Here is a 15,532-nt window from a genome sequence, read left to right on the forward strand (position 1 = left end):
AAGTCACAGCAGAGGAGTTTGAACATGTACACATTTAAAATCGGTATTCCGGCAGAAGTACACGATACATTTGTTAAAAATCACCCATTATGTAATTTACTACAGTCATCTTCATGGGCAAAAGTCAAGGATAACTGGGGTTCTGAAATTGTTGGGGTTTATGAAAAGGATACATTAGTTGCATCAAGTTTAGTTTTAATCAAACCATTACCAGCCGGTTTTACGATGTTATATACACCAAGAGGTCCAGTAATGGACTATACAAATGAACGTTTGATCAGCTACTTTATGGCTGAATTGAAAAAATTTGGCAAGAAAAAACGAGCTTTATTTATAAAAATGGATCCAGCGGTTCACTATCAAGATTTCCATTTGGGAGAGGAACATCAACCGCATGCTGAAGCGACAGCTATTATTGAGACCTTGAAAAAAGCAGGGGCCAAATATCAAGGACTGACAATGGATATGGGGGCCACCATCCAGCCTCGCTTCCAAGCGAATATTTATCGTGAAGATTTTAGTGAGGAACAATTGTCAAAAAGTACCAAGAAAATGATTAAAACAGCTGAAAAAAAAGGGGTCGTTGTGCAGCAAGGGCATGTTGACTTTGTTGATGAATTTGAAAAAGTCATTCAATCAACCATGGAACGCCAACATATTTCTTTGAGGAATAGTGATTACTTTAAGAAGCTGTTGAACATTTACCCAGAAGACTCCTTTATTATGTTGGCGCAAGTCAATTTAAAGGAACGCTTAGATAGCACGCAACAACGCTATGACAAAAATCAAAAAGACTTGAGTAATTTGAAAGAAAATCAAGTGAAAAAGCGCCATAATTTAGAAGAATTAGATACTTCCTTGACTCGGGAACTAAAAGAATTAGAAGAAAATATCGCAGAAGCTGGTGAAATCGTCACGGTTGCTGGCGCCTTGGCTGTGACATTTGGTCCAACAAGTGAAATCCTTTATGCTGGCTTAGATGATCGTTATAAACGCTACATGCCAACTTATGTGACTTGGCGAGATGCCATTCAAGAATGTTTTAACCGTGGCTGCGAAAGCTGTAATATGGGCGGCTTAGAAGGTAGTTTAAATGATGGCTTAATTAAGTTTAAAGCGAACTTCAACCCAACGATTAATGAATTTATTGGGGAATTCGATTTACCGGTTAATAAATTATTATTTAAAGCCAGTGAATATGCTTATAAATTACGAAAACAAAAAAAATAAATAAAAAACACAGGGACTAAAAATCAAACTTGATTTTTAGTCCCTGTGTTTTTTTCTATAGTTTTTGTGTTGCATTCCGTTTCATTAAGCGAAGCAAAACGCTAGCAATTGCTGAAGCAGCTACACCAGCAACAAGAGCTTCTGGCACACCAGAACTGAAAATCGTCGCAATAATAGCTAGGTAAACAGCAGTTCCAGCTTTACCAATAATTTCAGCATAAGCTGAATTAAAAAGAAAATAAATCATGTTCATGACTAAAATGGTATTCGTTGCTGAGCCTAAAACACCAGCCACAAATAAGGAGACAGGTTGCGCTTTTTCCTTCGTTAATTTATTTAGCCATTTGTAAGCGAAATAAGGAACGACCCCAATTAAAATCCGCGGAATGAGCACAATTAAAAGTGCCTTCCAACTACCATGATCGGTACCGATCACAGGAATAAATGGAGAAAAAACAAACGACAAAGGTGTTGGTGCTGTCGTATTTTTAATTAAGCTAATGATCCCAAACGTGCCGCCCAACATACTACCGATTTTTGGCCCTAAAACAATGGAACCAATAATTACAGGAATATGCATCGTGGTCGAATTTAAAGGACCTAATGTGATAAATCCTAGTGGGGTTAAAGCCAGTAAAAGTAAGATAGCTAAGAACATTGCTGTTAACGTAAATTTTTTCGTGTTATTCATAAATTACTCCTTGTTATCAGATGCTAAAATTTTCATCACTGTTTGAAGGATATCTTCAACAGTGGCAAGTGCGCCACGACCATAATCGCCACAAGCTAATAGAGCTTCACGTGGGATTATTTCTTGATAGCCGACTTCTTTTAAAATGCCAATATTTCGTTGGACAATGGGGTTTTGGTACATATACGTATTCATCGCGGGCGCAATAATTTTGGGTGTTTCAGGATAAAGCGCCAAAGCAACTGTTGATAATAAGTCGTCGGCAATCCCATGGGCTAATTTCCCAATTGTATTGGCCGAAGCAGGTGCTACTAAAAATAAATCCGCTTTTTTAGCTAATTCAATGTGATTAATTTTACTGGGATCAATTTCCATCATGACATCCGTATGCACTGGATTCTTAGAAAGTGATTGTAACGTCAGCGGAGTGATGAACGCTGTGCTGCTTTTAGTCATTAAAATTTCCACATTGTAGCCAAGCTTAGCTAGTTGACTTGTAATATCTGCTGCTTTATATGCAGAAATGCTGCCAGAGACGCCTAATAAAATAGTTTTCATTGTTGTTCTCTCCATTTCTTTTCAACATTTTTAACGATCATTGAACCAATCCCTTGTTTTGAACAAGCTTCTTGGACAATGCCCGTTTCGTTAATTAATAATCCTTCGTGTTCTGTTTCATGAACGTTCATCAAGTCATTGGCTAAGACAAAGTCACACCGATTTTTAACCAAAGCGGCTTGTGCAACCTGGACAAGTTCTTCTTGTGAAACGTCGACAAGTAATTTAAAGCCCACTAAAACAGTTTGGGGTTGCTTGTCACGAATCATTTGGATGACTTTAGGATTTTTCTTTAGAAAAATTAATAATCGGTCCGTATCAGATGAAATTTTTGTTGCTGTTTGAGGAATATCAGCAATCTGATTCAATGTGTTTTGAACGATAGTTGCCAAGGCTTCTTTGGTCTTTGGCAATGTTTGTTCGCTTAATTGTTGAGCAAAAGAATCAATAAATTGTTCTTCCGTTTGCGCGGTTTCCGTCGTAAAATCACTGACTGCCATTGCGTGAACAATCGCATCAAATTGCTTTTCAGCAAAGAGTTGTTCTAACGTAGTAGCTAATTCAACCGTTGTTTCTATTTCTTTAATTGATAAGTCCAATTGTTGGGTTGGACGTAATGCATGTTTGGTTGTTACGTAGGTTACGTTGTGTCCAGCAGCTAAAAAACTTTCAGCAATTGCTTTTCCTAGTCCGCCAGAAGAATGATTGGTAATCGAACGAACATTATCAATCGGTTCTGACGTTCCGCCAGCAGTAACTAAAACATCCATAATCAAAACGCCTCCTTAAGAAATTCGGACAATGGTCCGTCCAATATGTTGGCCTGCTTGTAATGCTTCAAAAACAGGGGGAAGTTCTTCTAAAGTAATCTCTTGATACACAGCTTTTTCAGTGATGTCTAAATCAGTGGCAAGACGTTGCCAAACTATTTTTCGTTTGTCCATACCAACATTAACCGAATCAATGCCCAATAAATGAACGCCCCGTAAAATAAAGGGTAAAACGGTTGTCTCTAATGTAATTCCAGCAGCGCGGCCACAAATGGCTGAACGGCCATCATAACGAAGTTGTGGTAAAACAGCAGAAGTAATTTCCCCACCAGTGGTATCAATTGCAAAAGCAAAACGCTGTTTCATCAATGCTTTAACAGGAGTTGCTAAGAAATCTTCTACTAATAAGCATTCACTAACACCTAACTCTTTTAAAAGCTCAAAAGAATCTGGCTTTCTAGTTAATGCAGTGATTGAAGTGTAGCCTAATTGATGCAACATCGCAATAGACAATGTCGCAACACCGCCTGTCGCACCAGTTACAATAATGGGGGCTTCTTTGTCGTCGCGTAAGCCATCGTCTTCTAAAGCTGTGACAGATAATCCTGCCGTAAAGCCAGCAGTTCCGAAAATCATTGCTTCTTTGAGACTCATTTTTTCAGGAAGTGGAACTACCCAATCGCCAGGAACACGCACATATTCAGAATAACCACCAGTATGAGTAACCCCTAATTGATAGCCTGTTACGATCACTTTATCGCCTTCTTTGAAACGAGGATCTTCCGATGTGACAACGGTGCCACTGACATCAATTCCTGGAATCATTGGATAATTGCGAATCACACCGCCGTCTTTTTTTGAAGCTAAAGAGTCTTTAAAGTTAACTGAGGAGTAGGCTGCTTTGATTACTACAGTGCCTTCTGATAAATCGTCTAAAGTAATGGTTTCTAGTTGACCAATAACAGATGTATCTTGTTCTCTTAACGTAAATGCTTGAAATGAATTCATATAAAAACTCTCCTTCCAATTATGTAAAAAAGCAACTCGTCTTATTTTATCATATTCTGATTTTTTCGTATCATTTTTCTTCTTATAAACAGTAAGTTATACAGAAAAGAAAGATTGTGTGACAATTAGACTAGAAAAATAAAGAAAAATGGTTGAAATTTTTCAAAAAGTTCGTATACTAAAAAAGGTAAAACTAAACTGTAAGTTTAGTATTACAAAACTTTTGTTGAAAAGATTAGCTGAAAATAGAAACGAGGTGTGCCATGGAAATTGGTGAGAAGTTGAGAAATTTACGCATTCAGAAAAATTTAACACAAGAAGAATTAGGCGAAAGAACGGATTTATCCAAAGGCTATATTTCCCAATTGGAGCGGGATTTAAGCTCACCATCAATGGAAACATTTTTCTCAATTTTAGAAGTACTAGGCGTGACGCCAGAGCAGTTTTTTAGTCAGCAACCGCTTGAACAGAAAATTGTCTACAATGAAGAAGAAAGTACCCTCTATTATGATGAAGAACATGGCTATGAACTAAAATGGTTAATTCCAGCCTCAAATGAAAAAGAAATGGAACCTGTCATTATTACTTTTGATAAAAATGGCGAATACAAAACGTTTGAACCTTCTCTATCGGAAACATTTATTTATGTGATTGATGGCTCCATTCGTTTGACATTAGGGGAAGCCACGTATATTGCTAAAAAAGGTCAAACAATGTATTACCAAGCAACAGAACCTCACCAAATTAGCAACAATGGTCGAGGAAAAAGTCGTGCGTTAATTGTGGCGACAGAATCGTATTTATAAAGGACGAAATGGAGGAGTTTATCCAGTGAGAAACCATGTGATTTCATTTGAAAATGTTGTCAAACAATTTGACGATGAACCAGTATTAAAAAATGTCAGCTTTGAAATTGAAGAAGGAAAATTTTATACCTTATTAGGACCTTCAGGATGTGGCAAAACAACGATTTTGCGTATTATTGCGGGATTCAATGACGTGACTTCTGGCGATGTTTATTTTGATGGTAAAAGAATAAATGATGTACCTGCCAATAAACGCCAAGTCAATACCGTGTTTCAGGATTATGCTTTGTTTCCTCACATGAATGTTTTTGATAATGTTGCGTTTGGTTTAAAAATCAAAAAACTATCCAAAGCAGAAATTGAAAAAAAAGTGAAAGAGGCATTACGTTTGGTTCAATTACCCGGCTACGAAACACGTGAAATTAGTGAAATGTCTGGGGGCCAGCGTCAGCGGGTCGCAATTGCACGAGCGATTGTCAATGAGCCAAAAGTATTGCTTTTAGATGAGCCGTTATCCGCTTTAGATTTGAAATTACGCACAGCGATGCAATATGAACTACGTGATTTACAACAACGTTTAGGAATTACTTTTATTTTTGTGACCCATGATCAAGAAGAAGCATTAGCGATGAGTGATGAAATTTTTGTCATGAATAAAGGTCATATCGTGCAAAGTGGCACACCAGTCGATATTTATGATGAACCGATTAATCACTTTGTTGCTGACTTTGTAGGGGAAAGTAATATTGTGGATGGCGTGATGCTGGAAGATAATTTAGTTTCATTTGTGGGCAAAAAGTTTGAATGTGTCGATGGCGGCATGCGGAAAAATGAACCTGTAGAAGTCGTTTTACGTCCAGAAGACTTAACGATTACCACGCTTGAAAAAGGCAAGCTAACCGTAACGGTGGATACACAGTTATTCCGCGGCGTTCATTATGAAATTATTTGTTTTGATGAACAAGGAAACGAATGGATGGTGCATTCCACTCGAAAAGCCAAAGAAGGCGCTCAAGTAGGGCTCTCTTTTGAGCCAGAAGATATTCACGTGATGCGCTTCAATGAATCAGAAGAAGACTTTGATGCCCGTTTAGAAAGTTACGACGAGTAAACGAAAGGGGAAAATAAAATGAAAACAATGCGTCGAATTTATTCGATTCCCTATGTAATGTGGTTACTTTTATTCGTCATTGCGCCAGTGCTAATGATTATTTATCAATCATTTTTCGATATGAATGGCCAGTTTACCTTGGCGAATTACCAAACGTATTTTACATCAGGAACGTATTTAAGTATGACCGTTAATTCGGTTTGGTATGCTTTTCTGATTACCATTTTTACGTTATTGGTAAGTTATCCTACGGCTTATTTTTTGACAAAGCTCAAGCATAAACAGTTGTGGTTAATGCTAGTTATTTTACCAACATGGGTGAATTTATTATTAAAAGCTTATGCCTTTATTGGGATTTTCAGTATTCATGGGAGTATCAATCAGTTTATGAGTTTTATGGGTTTGGGTACGCACCAAATTCTGTTTACAGATTTCAGTTTTTTATTTGTCGCAACGTATATTGAAATTCCATTTATGATTATGCCGATTTTTAATGCCTTAGAAGAGATGAATCCTTCATTGATTAGTGCTAGTCGGGACTTAGGAGCTAGCAGTGCGGAAACGTTCCGCCGTGTCATTTTTCCTCTCTCCCTAAACGGTGTGAAAAGTGGTGTTCAAGCTGTCTTTATTCCTTCGCTCTCGCTCTTTATGTTAACACGTTTAATTGGCGGCAATCGGGTGATTACGTTGGGGACGGCGATTGAGGAGCACTTCTTAGTAACGCAAAACTGGGGCATGGGTTCAACAATTGGTGTGATTTTAATTGTTGCCATGTTTATTGTGATGTTGCTGACGGGTGAGAAGAAGAAAGGGCGTGGCAAATAATGCAAAAGAAAAAGTTTAAATGGTCTTATGTGTATTTATTCGTTGTCTTTGCGCTACTGTACGCACCAATCTTTTATTTGATTTTTTATTCGTTTAACGACACGCAAACGATGAATCAGTTTACTGGTTTTACGTTAGATAATTATCGGAACGTTTTCGAAGACACACGCTTGTTAACCATTGTTCTGAATACGTTTTTGCTAGCTTTCTTATCGGCTTTAATAGCAACCATCATTGGAACATTTGGCGCGATGGGGATTTATTATACAAAACGTCGTAAAAACCGGAACACGTTGCTTAGCTTTAATAACATTTTACTCGTTTCACCAGATGTTATTATTGGAGCCAGTTTCTTAATTTTCTTCACGGCAGTAGGGTTTATCAGTTTAGGTTTTACAAGTGTATTATTGTCGCATATTGCCTTTAGTATTCCAATTGTTGTTTTAATGGTTTTACCAAAACTACAAGAGATGAACGATTCTATGGTAGATGCGGCACGGGATTTAGGGGCCAATAATGTTCAAGTGATTAAAAATATTATTTTGCCTTTTTTAGCGCCAGGAATTATTGCTGGCTACTTTATGGCCTTTACTTATTCGTTGGACGATTTTGCCGTAACATTCTTTGTGACAGGCAATGGTTTTTCAACATTATCTGTTGAAATTTATTCACGAGCACGTCAGGGAATTAGTTTAGAAATCAATGCCTTAAGTGCGTTAGTGTTCCTATTCTCAATGATTCTAGTTGTCGGTTATTACTTTATCAGTAAAGACAATACGCCAAAACGTTTAAAGAAAATGCGTCGGGAACAAAGTGAGGTGGCCAAGTTAAAATGAAAAAATTACAGTCACTTTTTATTGGAATTATCGCTATTATTGTCATCTTGTTTTTTGGCGTGCGCCAATTGGAGAAAGCAAGTGGCATGGCAGGAGCAGATACCTTGACCATTTACAATTGGGGGGACTATATAGATCCGGCCTTGATTAAGAAATTTGAAAAAGAAACAGGCTATAAAGTCAATTACGAAACCTTTGATTCTAATGAAGCTATGTATACAAAAATTCAGCAAGGTGGCACAGCCTATGATATTGCCATTCCTTCTGAATATATGATTCAAAAAATGATGAAAGCGAAGATGCTTTTACCACTTGATCACAGCAAATTAAAAGGCTTAGAAAACATTGATGCACGCTTTTTAGATCAATCCTTTGATCCCAAAAATAAGTTTTCCGTTCCGTACTTCTGGGGCACGTTGGGGATTATTTATAATGATAAATTTATTGACGGTCGTCAGATCCAACATTGGGATGATTTATGGCGCCCGGAATTAAAAAATAATGTCATGCTGATTGATGGCGCTCGCGAAGTGTTAGGATTATCTTTGAACAGTTTAGGCTATTCGTTAAACAGTAAAAACGACCAACAATTACGTCAGGCTACCGATAAGTTAAACCGATTAACGAACAATGTCAAAGCAATTGTTGCCGATGAAATCAAAATGTACATGGCTAATGAAGAAAGTGCAGTTGCTGTAACTTTCTCTGGTGAAGCTGCTGAAATGCTAGAAAACAATGAACATCTACATTATGTGATTCCCAGTGAAGGCTCTAATCTCTGGTTTGATAACATTGTGATGCCTAAGACAGCCAAAAATAAAGAGGGTGCCTATGCATTTATGAACTTTATGTTACGACCAGAAAATGCAGCACAAAACGCAGAATATATTGGTTATTCCACACCAAATAAAGAAGCTAAAAAACTATTACCAAAAGAAGTTGCTGAAGATAAACAATTTTATCCAGATGATGAAACCATCAAACATTTAGAAGTTTACCAAGACTTAGGTCAAGAATACTTAGGAATTTATAATGATCTGTTCTTGGAGTTTAAGATGTATCGGAAATAAAAAAAGTACCTTCATAACTTTCGAATCGCCCCTAAAAGCTAGATTTTTAGTCTAACTTTTAGGGGCGGCTTTTATTCATACAAGCTTCTAATTGAGGCACGAAGAAACCTGTGCTACACTTTGTATAAAGCATAAAAGGAGCAAAGAAAATGAAGAGGAAAACAATCCGAATACTACTAATCAGTAGCGGGCTTATTTTAATCCTGCTGGTAGGTTACCGTTTGTATCTAGAATATCAAACAGATATTCAATTATTTTTGAATCCTAAAGCCAGTAAGACACAATTATTAGAGCGAATTCGTTCACATGGTTTTTCAGCAGCGCTATTGTTAGTTTTTTTGACCGCGATCATGTGTGCAGTACCAGGGATTCCAACCTCGGTAATTGGTGTGATTGCAGGATTGAGTTTTGGTCCCTTCAGCGGCACACTCATTAACGTTTTAGGGAATAGTTTGGGAAATTTAGTTGCAATCTTTTTGATGCATCATATAAAATTTTTAGATAGAAAAACGGAGACCAATCATTGGGTCCAGTCCATTCGACGGATGAAGCATCCAAAAATTGGGATTATGGTGGGCTACATGATTCCAATTATTCCTTCTTCTGTGATTAATTTTGCTGCAGATACTATGCAGTTGCCATTAAAAAATTTAATAGCCGCTATATTCATTGGTGTAATTCCTTCCTCAATACTTTACGCATGTGGAGGCGAAGCGCTCTTTCATGGATATAATAAAACGGCAGTATTGTTAATTGTGAGTGTTCTTTTGTTCGTTGGCTTGGTGGTCATTATTGAGAAAGATAGAAAAAGATTTCAAAAAACTGTTCTTTAAGAACGGTTTTTTTGTGCATTTGAACAATAAATCCTGTTAAATTTACAATTTTAAAAAGAAAGGACTTTGATAGAATGAAAGCGTAAACAATTTAAGGAGCTGATTTTGAATGCCAGATATTACAATATCTTGGGTTGCTGCAATTTTAGGATTAGTTGTAGCGATAGTATTAATTTTGAAAAAATTTAATCCTGTGTATTCCTTGTTTTTTGGTGCAATTGTTGGTTGTCTTATTGGAGGCGCTTCCCTGTCAGATACAGTCGCTGTTCTATTAAACGGAACACAAAGTATTATGGGAACCGCAATCCGTGTTTTAGCAGCCGGCATGTTGGCGGGTGTGATGATGGAATCTGGTGCGGCAGAATCAATTGCCAACGCCATTGTACAAAAGCTTGGCGAGAAAAAAGCTATTTTATCTTTGGCATTATCCACAATGGTAATTACAGCAGTGGGTGTATTCATTCCTGTTGCAGTGTTGATTGTTGCCCCGATTGCTCTATCTGTTGGGAAAAGTACGGGTATCAGTAAGTTATCATTATTGATTGCCTTATCAGGTGGCGGCAAAGCGGGCAATATTATTTCGCCTAATCCAAATACTATTGCAGCGGCGAACGGCTTTAATTTACCTTTAAGTGACGTTATGATTGCTGGTTTTATTCCAGCCGTATTTGGCTTAATTACAGCTGTTGTTCTTGCAAATATCATGAGAAGTAAAGGATCAATGGTCAAAGAAACGGATCTTGTAGAGGAACAAACAAAAGAATTATTACCTTTGAAAAAGGCGTTGATCGCGCCAGTGTTAGCGATTGTCTTATTATTACTTAATCCGATTGGCGCCGTTTTAAATATTTCTTTCATCAAAAGTTTGAATATTGATGCTCTGTATATTTTGCCGTTCGCCTCAGTTGTTGGGACAATTGCGATTGGGCAAACAAAACAACTGGCCTTTTATGCGTCTTCTGGCTTGAAGAGAGTAACCGATACCGTTTTAATTTTAATTGGTGCAGGTGCAATTGCTGGATTAATTTCTGTTTCTGATTTATCAACACAAATTGTCCACTTAATTTCTGTTATGGGAATTTCTGGAACCTTCTTGGCACCGATTTCTGGTATTTTAATGGGCTTAGCAGTTGGTTCAACATCCACAGCGGTTATTTTAGCGACAGGTTCTTTTGGACCAGCGATTTTAGATATGGGCACATCTTCACTTTCAGCAGCAGTCATGGTGCATACTGGGGCAACTGTGATTGATAGTGTTCCTCAAGGCAATTATTTCCATATTACGGCACAAAGTATGAATATGACGATTAAAGAAAGAATTCGAGTGATTCCTTATGAAATGTGTGTCGGTGGGGTAATGACGATTGTTGCAACCATTTTATATGGCTTTATTTTAAACTAGTTGGAAAGTAGGCGCGAAAAGATGACGAAAAAATTTGTTTTGGCTCCAGACTCATTTAAAGAAAGTATGAGTGCAAAAGAAGCCTGTCTGGCAATGGAAAAAGGGATTTTAGCTGTATTTAAAGATGCAGACATTCAACACGTCCCGATGGCAGACGGCGGGGAAGGAACGGTGGATTCCTTAGTGGATGCAACAGGAGGCACAAGAGTACCAGTGCGTGTGGCAGGACCGCTTCCTGATCAAATCGTTGAAACCTATTACGGCTTATTAGGTGACCAAGAAACGGTGGTCATTGAAATGGCGAAAGCCAACGGAATTGAATTGGTCAAAGCAGCAGAACGTAATCCCTTGATCACTTCTACTTATGGTACAGGAGAAATGATTCAACATGCGCTCAATCATGGGGCAAAAAAAATCATTATCGGCATTGGTGGTAGCGTGACAAATGATGGGGGTGCAGGTATGATTCAGGCACTTGGTGCGCGTTTGTTAGACAAGGAAGGGCAAGAATTGACGCGTGGCGGTGGTGCATTAGATAAACTGGCGCAGATCGATTTAACACAGTTTGATCAACGTATTTTTGCTACCGAAGTTCTAGTAGCAAGTGATGTGAATAACCCACTAACAGGGCCAACAGGGGCGTCTCATGTCTTTGGCCCGCAAAAAGGTGCGACAGAAGAAATGGTGGCTCAATTAGATAAAAACTTAGCCCATTATGCAGCGATTATCAAAAAAGAGGTCGGCATTGATGTTGAGATGATGCCAGGCGCAGGAGCTGCTGGTGGTTTGGGTGCAGGGTTACTAGCATTCACAAAAGCTCAGTTACGCCCAGGAATTGATATTGTCGTAGAAGTGAATCAATTAGAAGAAAAAATAAAAGCCGCTGATTATGTCTTTACTGGTGAAGGCGGGATGGATTTTCAAACAAAATTCGGCAAAGCCCCTTATGGCGTCTCACGTTTGGCCAAGAAGTATCAAAAACCGGTTTTCGCTTGTGCTGGCTATATCGGCAAAGATGTGGATGTCCTCTATGAAGAAGGGATGACGGCTATTTTTGGAATTTTGGCCAAAGCCGAACCATTGGAAGCAGCATTGAAAAATGGACCAGTTAACTTAGAAAGAACCGTTGAAAATATTGCTCGTACATTACAGCTGGTGCCTTGTGACTAAGAACTAACCATGGTATCATCAGTAATGAAAGCTGAAATAAAAATGTTCAGTCGTTGATCTGAAGAATTAAGCGTTTGGGACATAAGTCATTGCGGCTTATGTCCCAAACGCTACTCGCTTTTTAGAAAGTTGGCGATAGCAATGTTAAAATTAGACAAAATCCAAGCAAATAAAATTGTTGAAAAGTTGATGGCAGATATTCCTTATAACATCAATATTATGGATGAACGAGGAAAAATTATTGCGAGTGGAGATTCTGCTCGAATTGGGGAGCGCCATCGTGGCGCAGAAAGAGCCATCAATGAACGAAAAAATATTGAAATTTATAAAGATACTTCTTTAGAGAAAAAAGGCACCAATGAACCGATTATTTTGAATGATCACATTTTAGGTGTCGTAGGCATTTCAGGAGAACCAGACGAGGTGCGCAAATTTACCAAGCTTGTGCGCTCGATTGTTCTTTTACTGACAGAAGAATTAAATACACAACAAGAACGCGAAAAAAAGAAGAAACAAAAAAATCAGTTTATCCAGCACTTAATGCATGTTGATTCTGCTTACTCAGAAGCCTTAAAACTTGAAGCGTTGGAACTATATAACCTTCAATTAGATGACCAGAATCATTGTGTACTGACCAAGGACAAGCGCTTATTATCCAGTTATTATCCTGGCCATGAAATATTTGAATGGGAAAATTGTTATCTGGTGATTACTTCTGAACCACCTCAGATAACAAAGCCAGTAACAGAATACCTTGTAATAAGTTCGGAAAAAGCCACGATTCAACAAATGGTCCAAGAGGCACAAAACACGTATTTACTTCTATCATTTCTCCAATTAGAAAAGGCTAAGTTTTACCAAGCAGAAGATTTTTTCATTCAAGGAATTTTTAATTTTCCTTTTCATATTGAATTGGATTTTTTTGAAACCATCCAGACGATTTATGATGAATACTATGAAACCGTTATTTTTTTCGCCAATCATAACTTAAACATCAATGAAACCTCACAAGTATTACATATCCATCGAAATACATTGAATTACCGCTTGAAACGAATTCATGAATTGACGGGGATGGATCCAAAAGTTTGGCAAGATTTTTGGAAATTGTTCTATTATTTTGCCTATTGCTTTAAAGAACGTTTTGAAAAGTAGTGAGGAGCAGGAATGCTTGTTTGTTAAGCAAGTGTCAGCATATTTTTCGCCAGAATCAAAAATATCTTTTATAATAATTGTAAGGAATCAAACGATTTAGATATCAATGAGGAGTGGTGCCAGTGAAAAAAGCAGTTTTAATTGTTAACCCCAGTTCTGGTGGTGAAAAAGCCAAAGAATTTGAAACGTTAGCAGAAGAAAAATTAAAGCAGTTATTTGATGAAGTTGTAGTGAAACAAACAGAAAAAGGCGGCGATGCAGAACAATTTGCCCGTGAAGCTGCGGAAAGTCACTTCGACAGTGTTTTCGTAATGGGGGGAGATGGAACCGTTAATGAAGGAATTAGCGGGTTGGCAGAACAAGATTACCGCCCAAAATTTGGCTTTTTTCCTTTAGGAACGGTGAACGATTTAGCGCGAGCCTTGAATTTACCGATGGACCCTGAAGAAGCGATTCAACAATTAGATTTAGAAAAAACCAGTGCTTTAGATGTGGGGAAAATCAATGACGACTACTTTATGAATGTCGTTGCGATTGGGACGATTCCAGAGTCAATTAACGACGTGGACGTTGAACAAAAAACGAAGTTAGGAAAACTCGCTTATTTTATTTCAGGTGCCAAACATTTAGCGAATGCTCAAACGTATCCTTTTCATTTAAGCTTGGATCAAAAAGAACAAACCATTGAAAGTAGTACCGTTTTAGTTGGCTTAACGAATTCAATCGGTGGGTTTGAAACATTATTACCAGAGGCCCAAGTGGATGATGGCAAACTTCATTTAGTTTATTTAAAAGATCAATCATTGTGGGATGCAGTAAAAGCAGTCCCAGATTTGTTAAAAGGAGTCGACCAGTCCACTGATAATTTAGTTTACCTAACCTTTAAAGAAGGAACAATCTCCTTAGAAAACCAAGAAGAATTAACCACTAATGTGGATGGTGATGAAGGAGCTGCTTTGCCAATTACGCTGGAAATTTTACCTAAACACTTGACGGTCTATTGCGGTGAAGAACAAACAAAATAGCTGATTTTTTGAGAAAAGCTAGAACATTTCTATTTGTTTAAAAAACAGATAAGTTCTGGCTTTTCAAATCATCTAAAAGAGAATCAATCAGGGGCTATGCTATACTTTGTTTCTACATATTGATAGATAAGGGAGTTAATGAGATGAGAAGAAAAAAACATAAAAACAAAAAGAAACAAGAACTTTTTGAAGAGATTGAAAAACAAGAATTAGCAGAACAAGAAATTAAGCAATTGAATGAAGAAATCGAAGACCCAGAATTTCGTTCTTTTTTTCAAGATGTCTTGAAAAAATTTCCACAAAAAACGTCTACGGCCATAATGAATGCTTTCGCAACTTCTAAAGGTAAAGCAGAACAATTAGTGACGAACAGTCAAACACAACTCGACAAAGTATTTGATGAATTTTTGGCTGGTGTTTCACCTGACGTGAAAAAGAAAAGTCATCAAACGATTCATTTTGCTGCATTGTCAGCAGCAATTATTGGGTTTTCGCCAATTCCATTTTCGGATGCTTTTTTACTGGTACCTGTTCAATTAACTATGATGTCACGGCTGCATAAAATTTTTGGTCAGTCTTGGTCTGAAAGCTTAGGGAAAAGTTTAACCAAAGAATTAGTAGTGGTTAGTTTAGGTAAGAGTGCAGTCGGGAATATTCTAAAAGTGATTCCTGTTGTCGGAACTGTGACTGGTGGCATGGTCAATGCTTCAGTTGCGGTAGCAATTACGGAAGCGCTTGGCTGGGTGACCGTCAAAATGTTAAACGATGGTGTTGATATCTTTGATGATGTGATGTCTTTCAAAGGACAATTTTCAACATTATTTAAAGCCATCCAAAATGCTAAAAAGAAATAATCGCTGTATTGATTAACTAGGGTGAGACACATTTAAACTTTTTTAAGTAATTCGTAGCAAATTTCCAAGGTTTTCGTCACAAATTATTCACAGGTTCTCGTTAATATATAAGCATACCAACAAAACACCCAACATAAACACTTTTCATTTTTACTCCTCAAGTAAAAATAACTCCTTTCCACTCAGTC

At 37.6% G+C, this 15,532-nt stretch carries 16 protein-coding genes; 12 read left to right on the forward strand and 4 right to left on the reverse strand.

The genetic code is table 11. The features are described from left to right. Window positions 1-24 precede the first annotated feature (24 nt). On the forward strand, window positions 25-1,230 hold the full coding sequence (locus tag IGK96_RS02800; protein WP_016618424.1) for an aminoacyltransferase: 1,206 nt from the start codon (window positions 25-27) through the stop codon (window positions 1,228-1,230). A 55-nt stretch (window positions 1,231-1,285) separates the two neighbouring features. Here the strand turns inward: IGK96_RS02800 and IGK96_RS02805 are convergent, their stop codons facing one another. From IGK96_RS02805 to IGK96_RS02820, 4 genes are read right to left on the reverse strand one after another with little or no spacing between them, the layout of a single operon-like run. Continuing rightward, window positions 1,286-1,921, reverse strand: coding sequence for an ECF transporter S component (locus IGK96_RS02805; protein WP_002356501.1), 636 nt, complete (start codon window positions 1,919-1,921; stop codon window positions 1,286-1,288). A gap of 3 nt (window positions 1,922-1,924) precedes the next feature. Continuing rightward, a complete protein-coding gene (coaC, locus tag IGK96_RS02810) occupies window positions 1,925-2,479 on the reverse strand; it encodes a phosphopantothenoylcysteine decarboxylase (RefSeq protein ID WP_002359573.1) in 555 nt (184 codons plus the stop codon). Continuing rightward, entirely contained in the window at window positions 2,476-3,249 is a 774-nt protein-coding gene (gene coaB / locus IGK96_RS02815; RefSeq protein WP_002409489.1) for a phosphopantothenate--cysteine ligase, read from the reverse strand. Before coaB ends, coaC begins: the two co-directional genes overlap by 4 nt. Before the next feature lie 15 nt (window positions 3,250-3,264). After that, complete coding sequence (locus tag IGK96_RS02820; protein WP_002382628.1) at window positions 3,265-4,257, reverse strand: YhdH/YhfP family quinone oxidoreductase; 993 nt, start codon at window positions 4,255-4,257, stop codon at window positions 3,265-3,267. A gap of 263 nt (window positions 4,258-4,520) precedes the next feature. Between IGK96_RS02820 and IGK96_RS02825 the strand changes: the two genes are divergently transcribed. From IGK96_RS02825 to IGK96_RS02875, 11 genes are all read left to right on the forward strand, one after another. Then, complete coding sequence (locus IGK96_RS02825; RefSeq protein ID WP_002356507.1) at window positions 4,521-5,063, forward strand: helix-turn-helix domain-containing protein; 543 nt, start codon at window positions 4,521-4,523, stop codon at window positions 5,061-5,063. A gap of 25 nt (window positions 5,064-5,088) precedes the next feature. After that, complete coding sequence (locus IGK96_RS02830) at window positions 5,089-6,174, forward strand: ABC transporter ATP-binding protein (protein ID WP_002356508.1); 1,086 nt, start codon at window positions 5,089-5,091, stop codon at window positions 6,172-6,174. Window positions 6,175-6,192: 18 nt separating this feature from the next. Beyond that, window positions 6,193-6,999: an ABC transporter permease gene (locus IGK96_RS02835; protein ID WP_010707223.1), complete on the forward strand. Its 807-nt coding sequence runs from the start codon at window positions 6,193-6,195 to the stop codon at window positions 6,997-6,999. Beyond that, window positions 6,999-7,835: an ABC transporter permease gene (locus IGK96_RS02840; protein ID WP_002356512.1), complete on the forward strand. Its 837-nt coding sequence runs from the start codon at window positions 6,999-7,001 to the stop codon at window positions 7,833-7,835. The genes IGK96_RS02835 and IGK96_RS02840 overlap by 1 nt, the downstream gene beginning before the upstream one ends. Then, complete coding sequence (locus IGK96_RS02845; RefSeq protein WP_002376560.1) at window positions 7,832-8,905, forward strand: ABC transporter substrate-binding protein; 1,074 nt, start codon at window positions 7,832-7,834, stop codon at window positions 8,903-8,905. The genes IGK96_RS02840 and IGK96_RS02845 overlap by 4 nt, the downstream gene beginning before the upstream one ends. A 149-nt stretch (window positions 8,906-9,054) precedes the next feature. Then, window positions 9,055-9,738, forward strand: a complete 684-nt coding sequence (locus IGK96_RS02850) for a TVP38/TMEM64 family protein (protein WP_002368872.1) — start codon at window positions 9,055-9,057, stop codon at window positions 9,736-9,738. A 109-nt stretch (window positions 9,739-9,847) separates the two neighbouring features. Continuing rightward, window positions 9,848-11,140 carry a GntP family permease gene (locus IGK96_RS02855; protein ID WP_002370504.1) on the forward strand — a complete coding sequence of 431 codons (1,293 nt, stop codon included), beginning with the start codon at window positions 9,848-9,850 and terminating at the stop codon, window positions 11,138-11,140. A gap of 21 nt (window positions 11,141-11,161) precedes the next feature. Then, window positions 11,162-12,310, forward strand: coding sequence for a glycerate kinase (locus tag IGK96_RS02860; protein WP_002356517.1), 1,149 nt, complete (start codon window positions 11,162-11,164; stop codon window positions 12,308-12,310). Window positions 12,311-12,451: 141 nt separating this feature from the next. Beyond that, window positions 12,452-13,465 carry a CdaR family transcriptional regulator gene (locus IGK96_RS02865; RefSeq protein ID WP_002356518.1) on the forward strand — a complete coding sequence of 338 codons (1,014 nt, stop codon included), beginning with the start codon at window positions 12,452-12,454 and terminating at the stop codon, window positions 13,463-13,465. Between the two features lie 122 nt (window positions 13,466-13,587). Beyond that, window positions 13,588-14,490, forward strand: a complete 903-nt coding sequence (locus IGK96_RS02870) for a diacylglycerol/lipid kinase family protein (RefSeq protein WP_033625099.1) — start codon at window positions 13,588-13,590, stop codon at window positions 14,488-14,490. 119 nt (window positions 14,491-14,609) lie between these two features. After that, window positions 14,610-15,344 (forward strand): YcjF family protein, encoded by a 735-nt coding sequence (locus IGK96_RS02875; RefSeq protein ID WP_071646782.1) that lies wholly within the window; start codon window positions 14,610-14,612, stop codon window positions 15,342-15,344. Window positions 15,345-15,532: the final 188 nt, after the last annotated feature.

Source organism: Enterococcus sp. DIV0682 (genome assembly GCF_051712685.1).
Taxonomy (GTDB): Bacteria; Bacillota; Bacilli; order Lactobacillales; family Enterococcaceae; genus Enterococcus; species Enterococcus faecalis.

Bases quoted from the DNA above. Each gene is read 5' to 3' on its own strand.
- IGK96_RS02800 (WP_016618424.1), top strand. From the start codon at position 25: ATGTACACATTTAAAATCGGTATTCCGGCAGAAGTACACGATACATTT.
- IGK96_RS02805 (WP_002356501.1), bottom strand. From the start codon at position 1,921: ATGAATAACACGAAAAAATTTACGTTAACAGCAATGTTCTTAGCTATC.
- coaC (WP_002359573.1), bottom strand. From the start codon at position 2,479: ATGAAAACTATTTTATTAGGCGTCTCTGGCAGCATTTCTGCATATAAA.
- coaB (WP_002409489.1), bottom strand. From the start codon at position 3,249: ATGGATGTTTTAGTTACTGCTGGCGGAACGTCAGAACCGATTGATAAT.
- IGK96_RS02820 (WP_002382628.1), bottom strand. From the start codon at position 4,257: ATGAATTCATTTCAAGCATTTACGTTAAGAGAACAAGATACATCTGTT.
- IGK96_RS02825 (WP_002356507.1), top strand. From the start codon at position 4,521: ATGGAAATTGGTGAGAAGTTGAGAAATTTACGCATTCAGAAAAATTTA.
- IGK96_RS02835 (WP_010707223.1), top strand. From the start codon at position 6,193: ATGAAAACAATGCGTCGAATTTATTCGATTCCCTATGTAATGTGGTTA.
- IGK96_RS02840 (WP_002356512.1), top strand. From the start codon at position 6,999: ATGCAAAAGAAAAAGTTTAAATGGTCTTATGTGTATTTATTCGTTGTC.
- IGK96_RS02845 (WP_002376560.1), top strand. From the start codon at position 7,832: ATGAAAAAATTACAGTCACTTTTTATTGGAATTATCGCTATTATTGTC.
- IGK96_RS02850 (WP_002368872.1), top strand. From the start codon at position 9,055: ATGAAGAGGAAAACAATCCGAATACTACTAATCAGTAGCGGGCTTATT.
- IGK96_RS02855 (WP_002370504.1), top strand. From the start codon at position 9,848: ATGCCAGATATTACAATATCTTGGGTTGCTGCAATTTTAGGATTAGTT.
- IGK96_RS02860 (WP_002356517.1), top strand. From the start codon at position 11,162: ATGACGAAAAAATTTGTTTTGGCTCCAGACTCATTTAAAGAAAGTATG.
- IGK96_RS02865 (WP_002356518.1), top strand. From the start codon at position 12,452: ATGTTAAAATTAGACAAAATCCAAGCAAATAAAATTGTTGAAAAGTTG.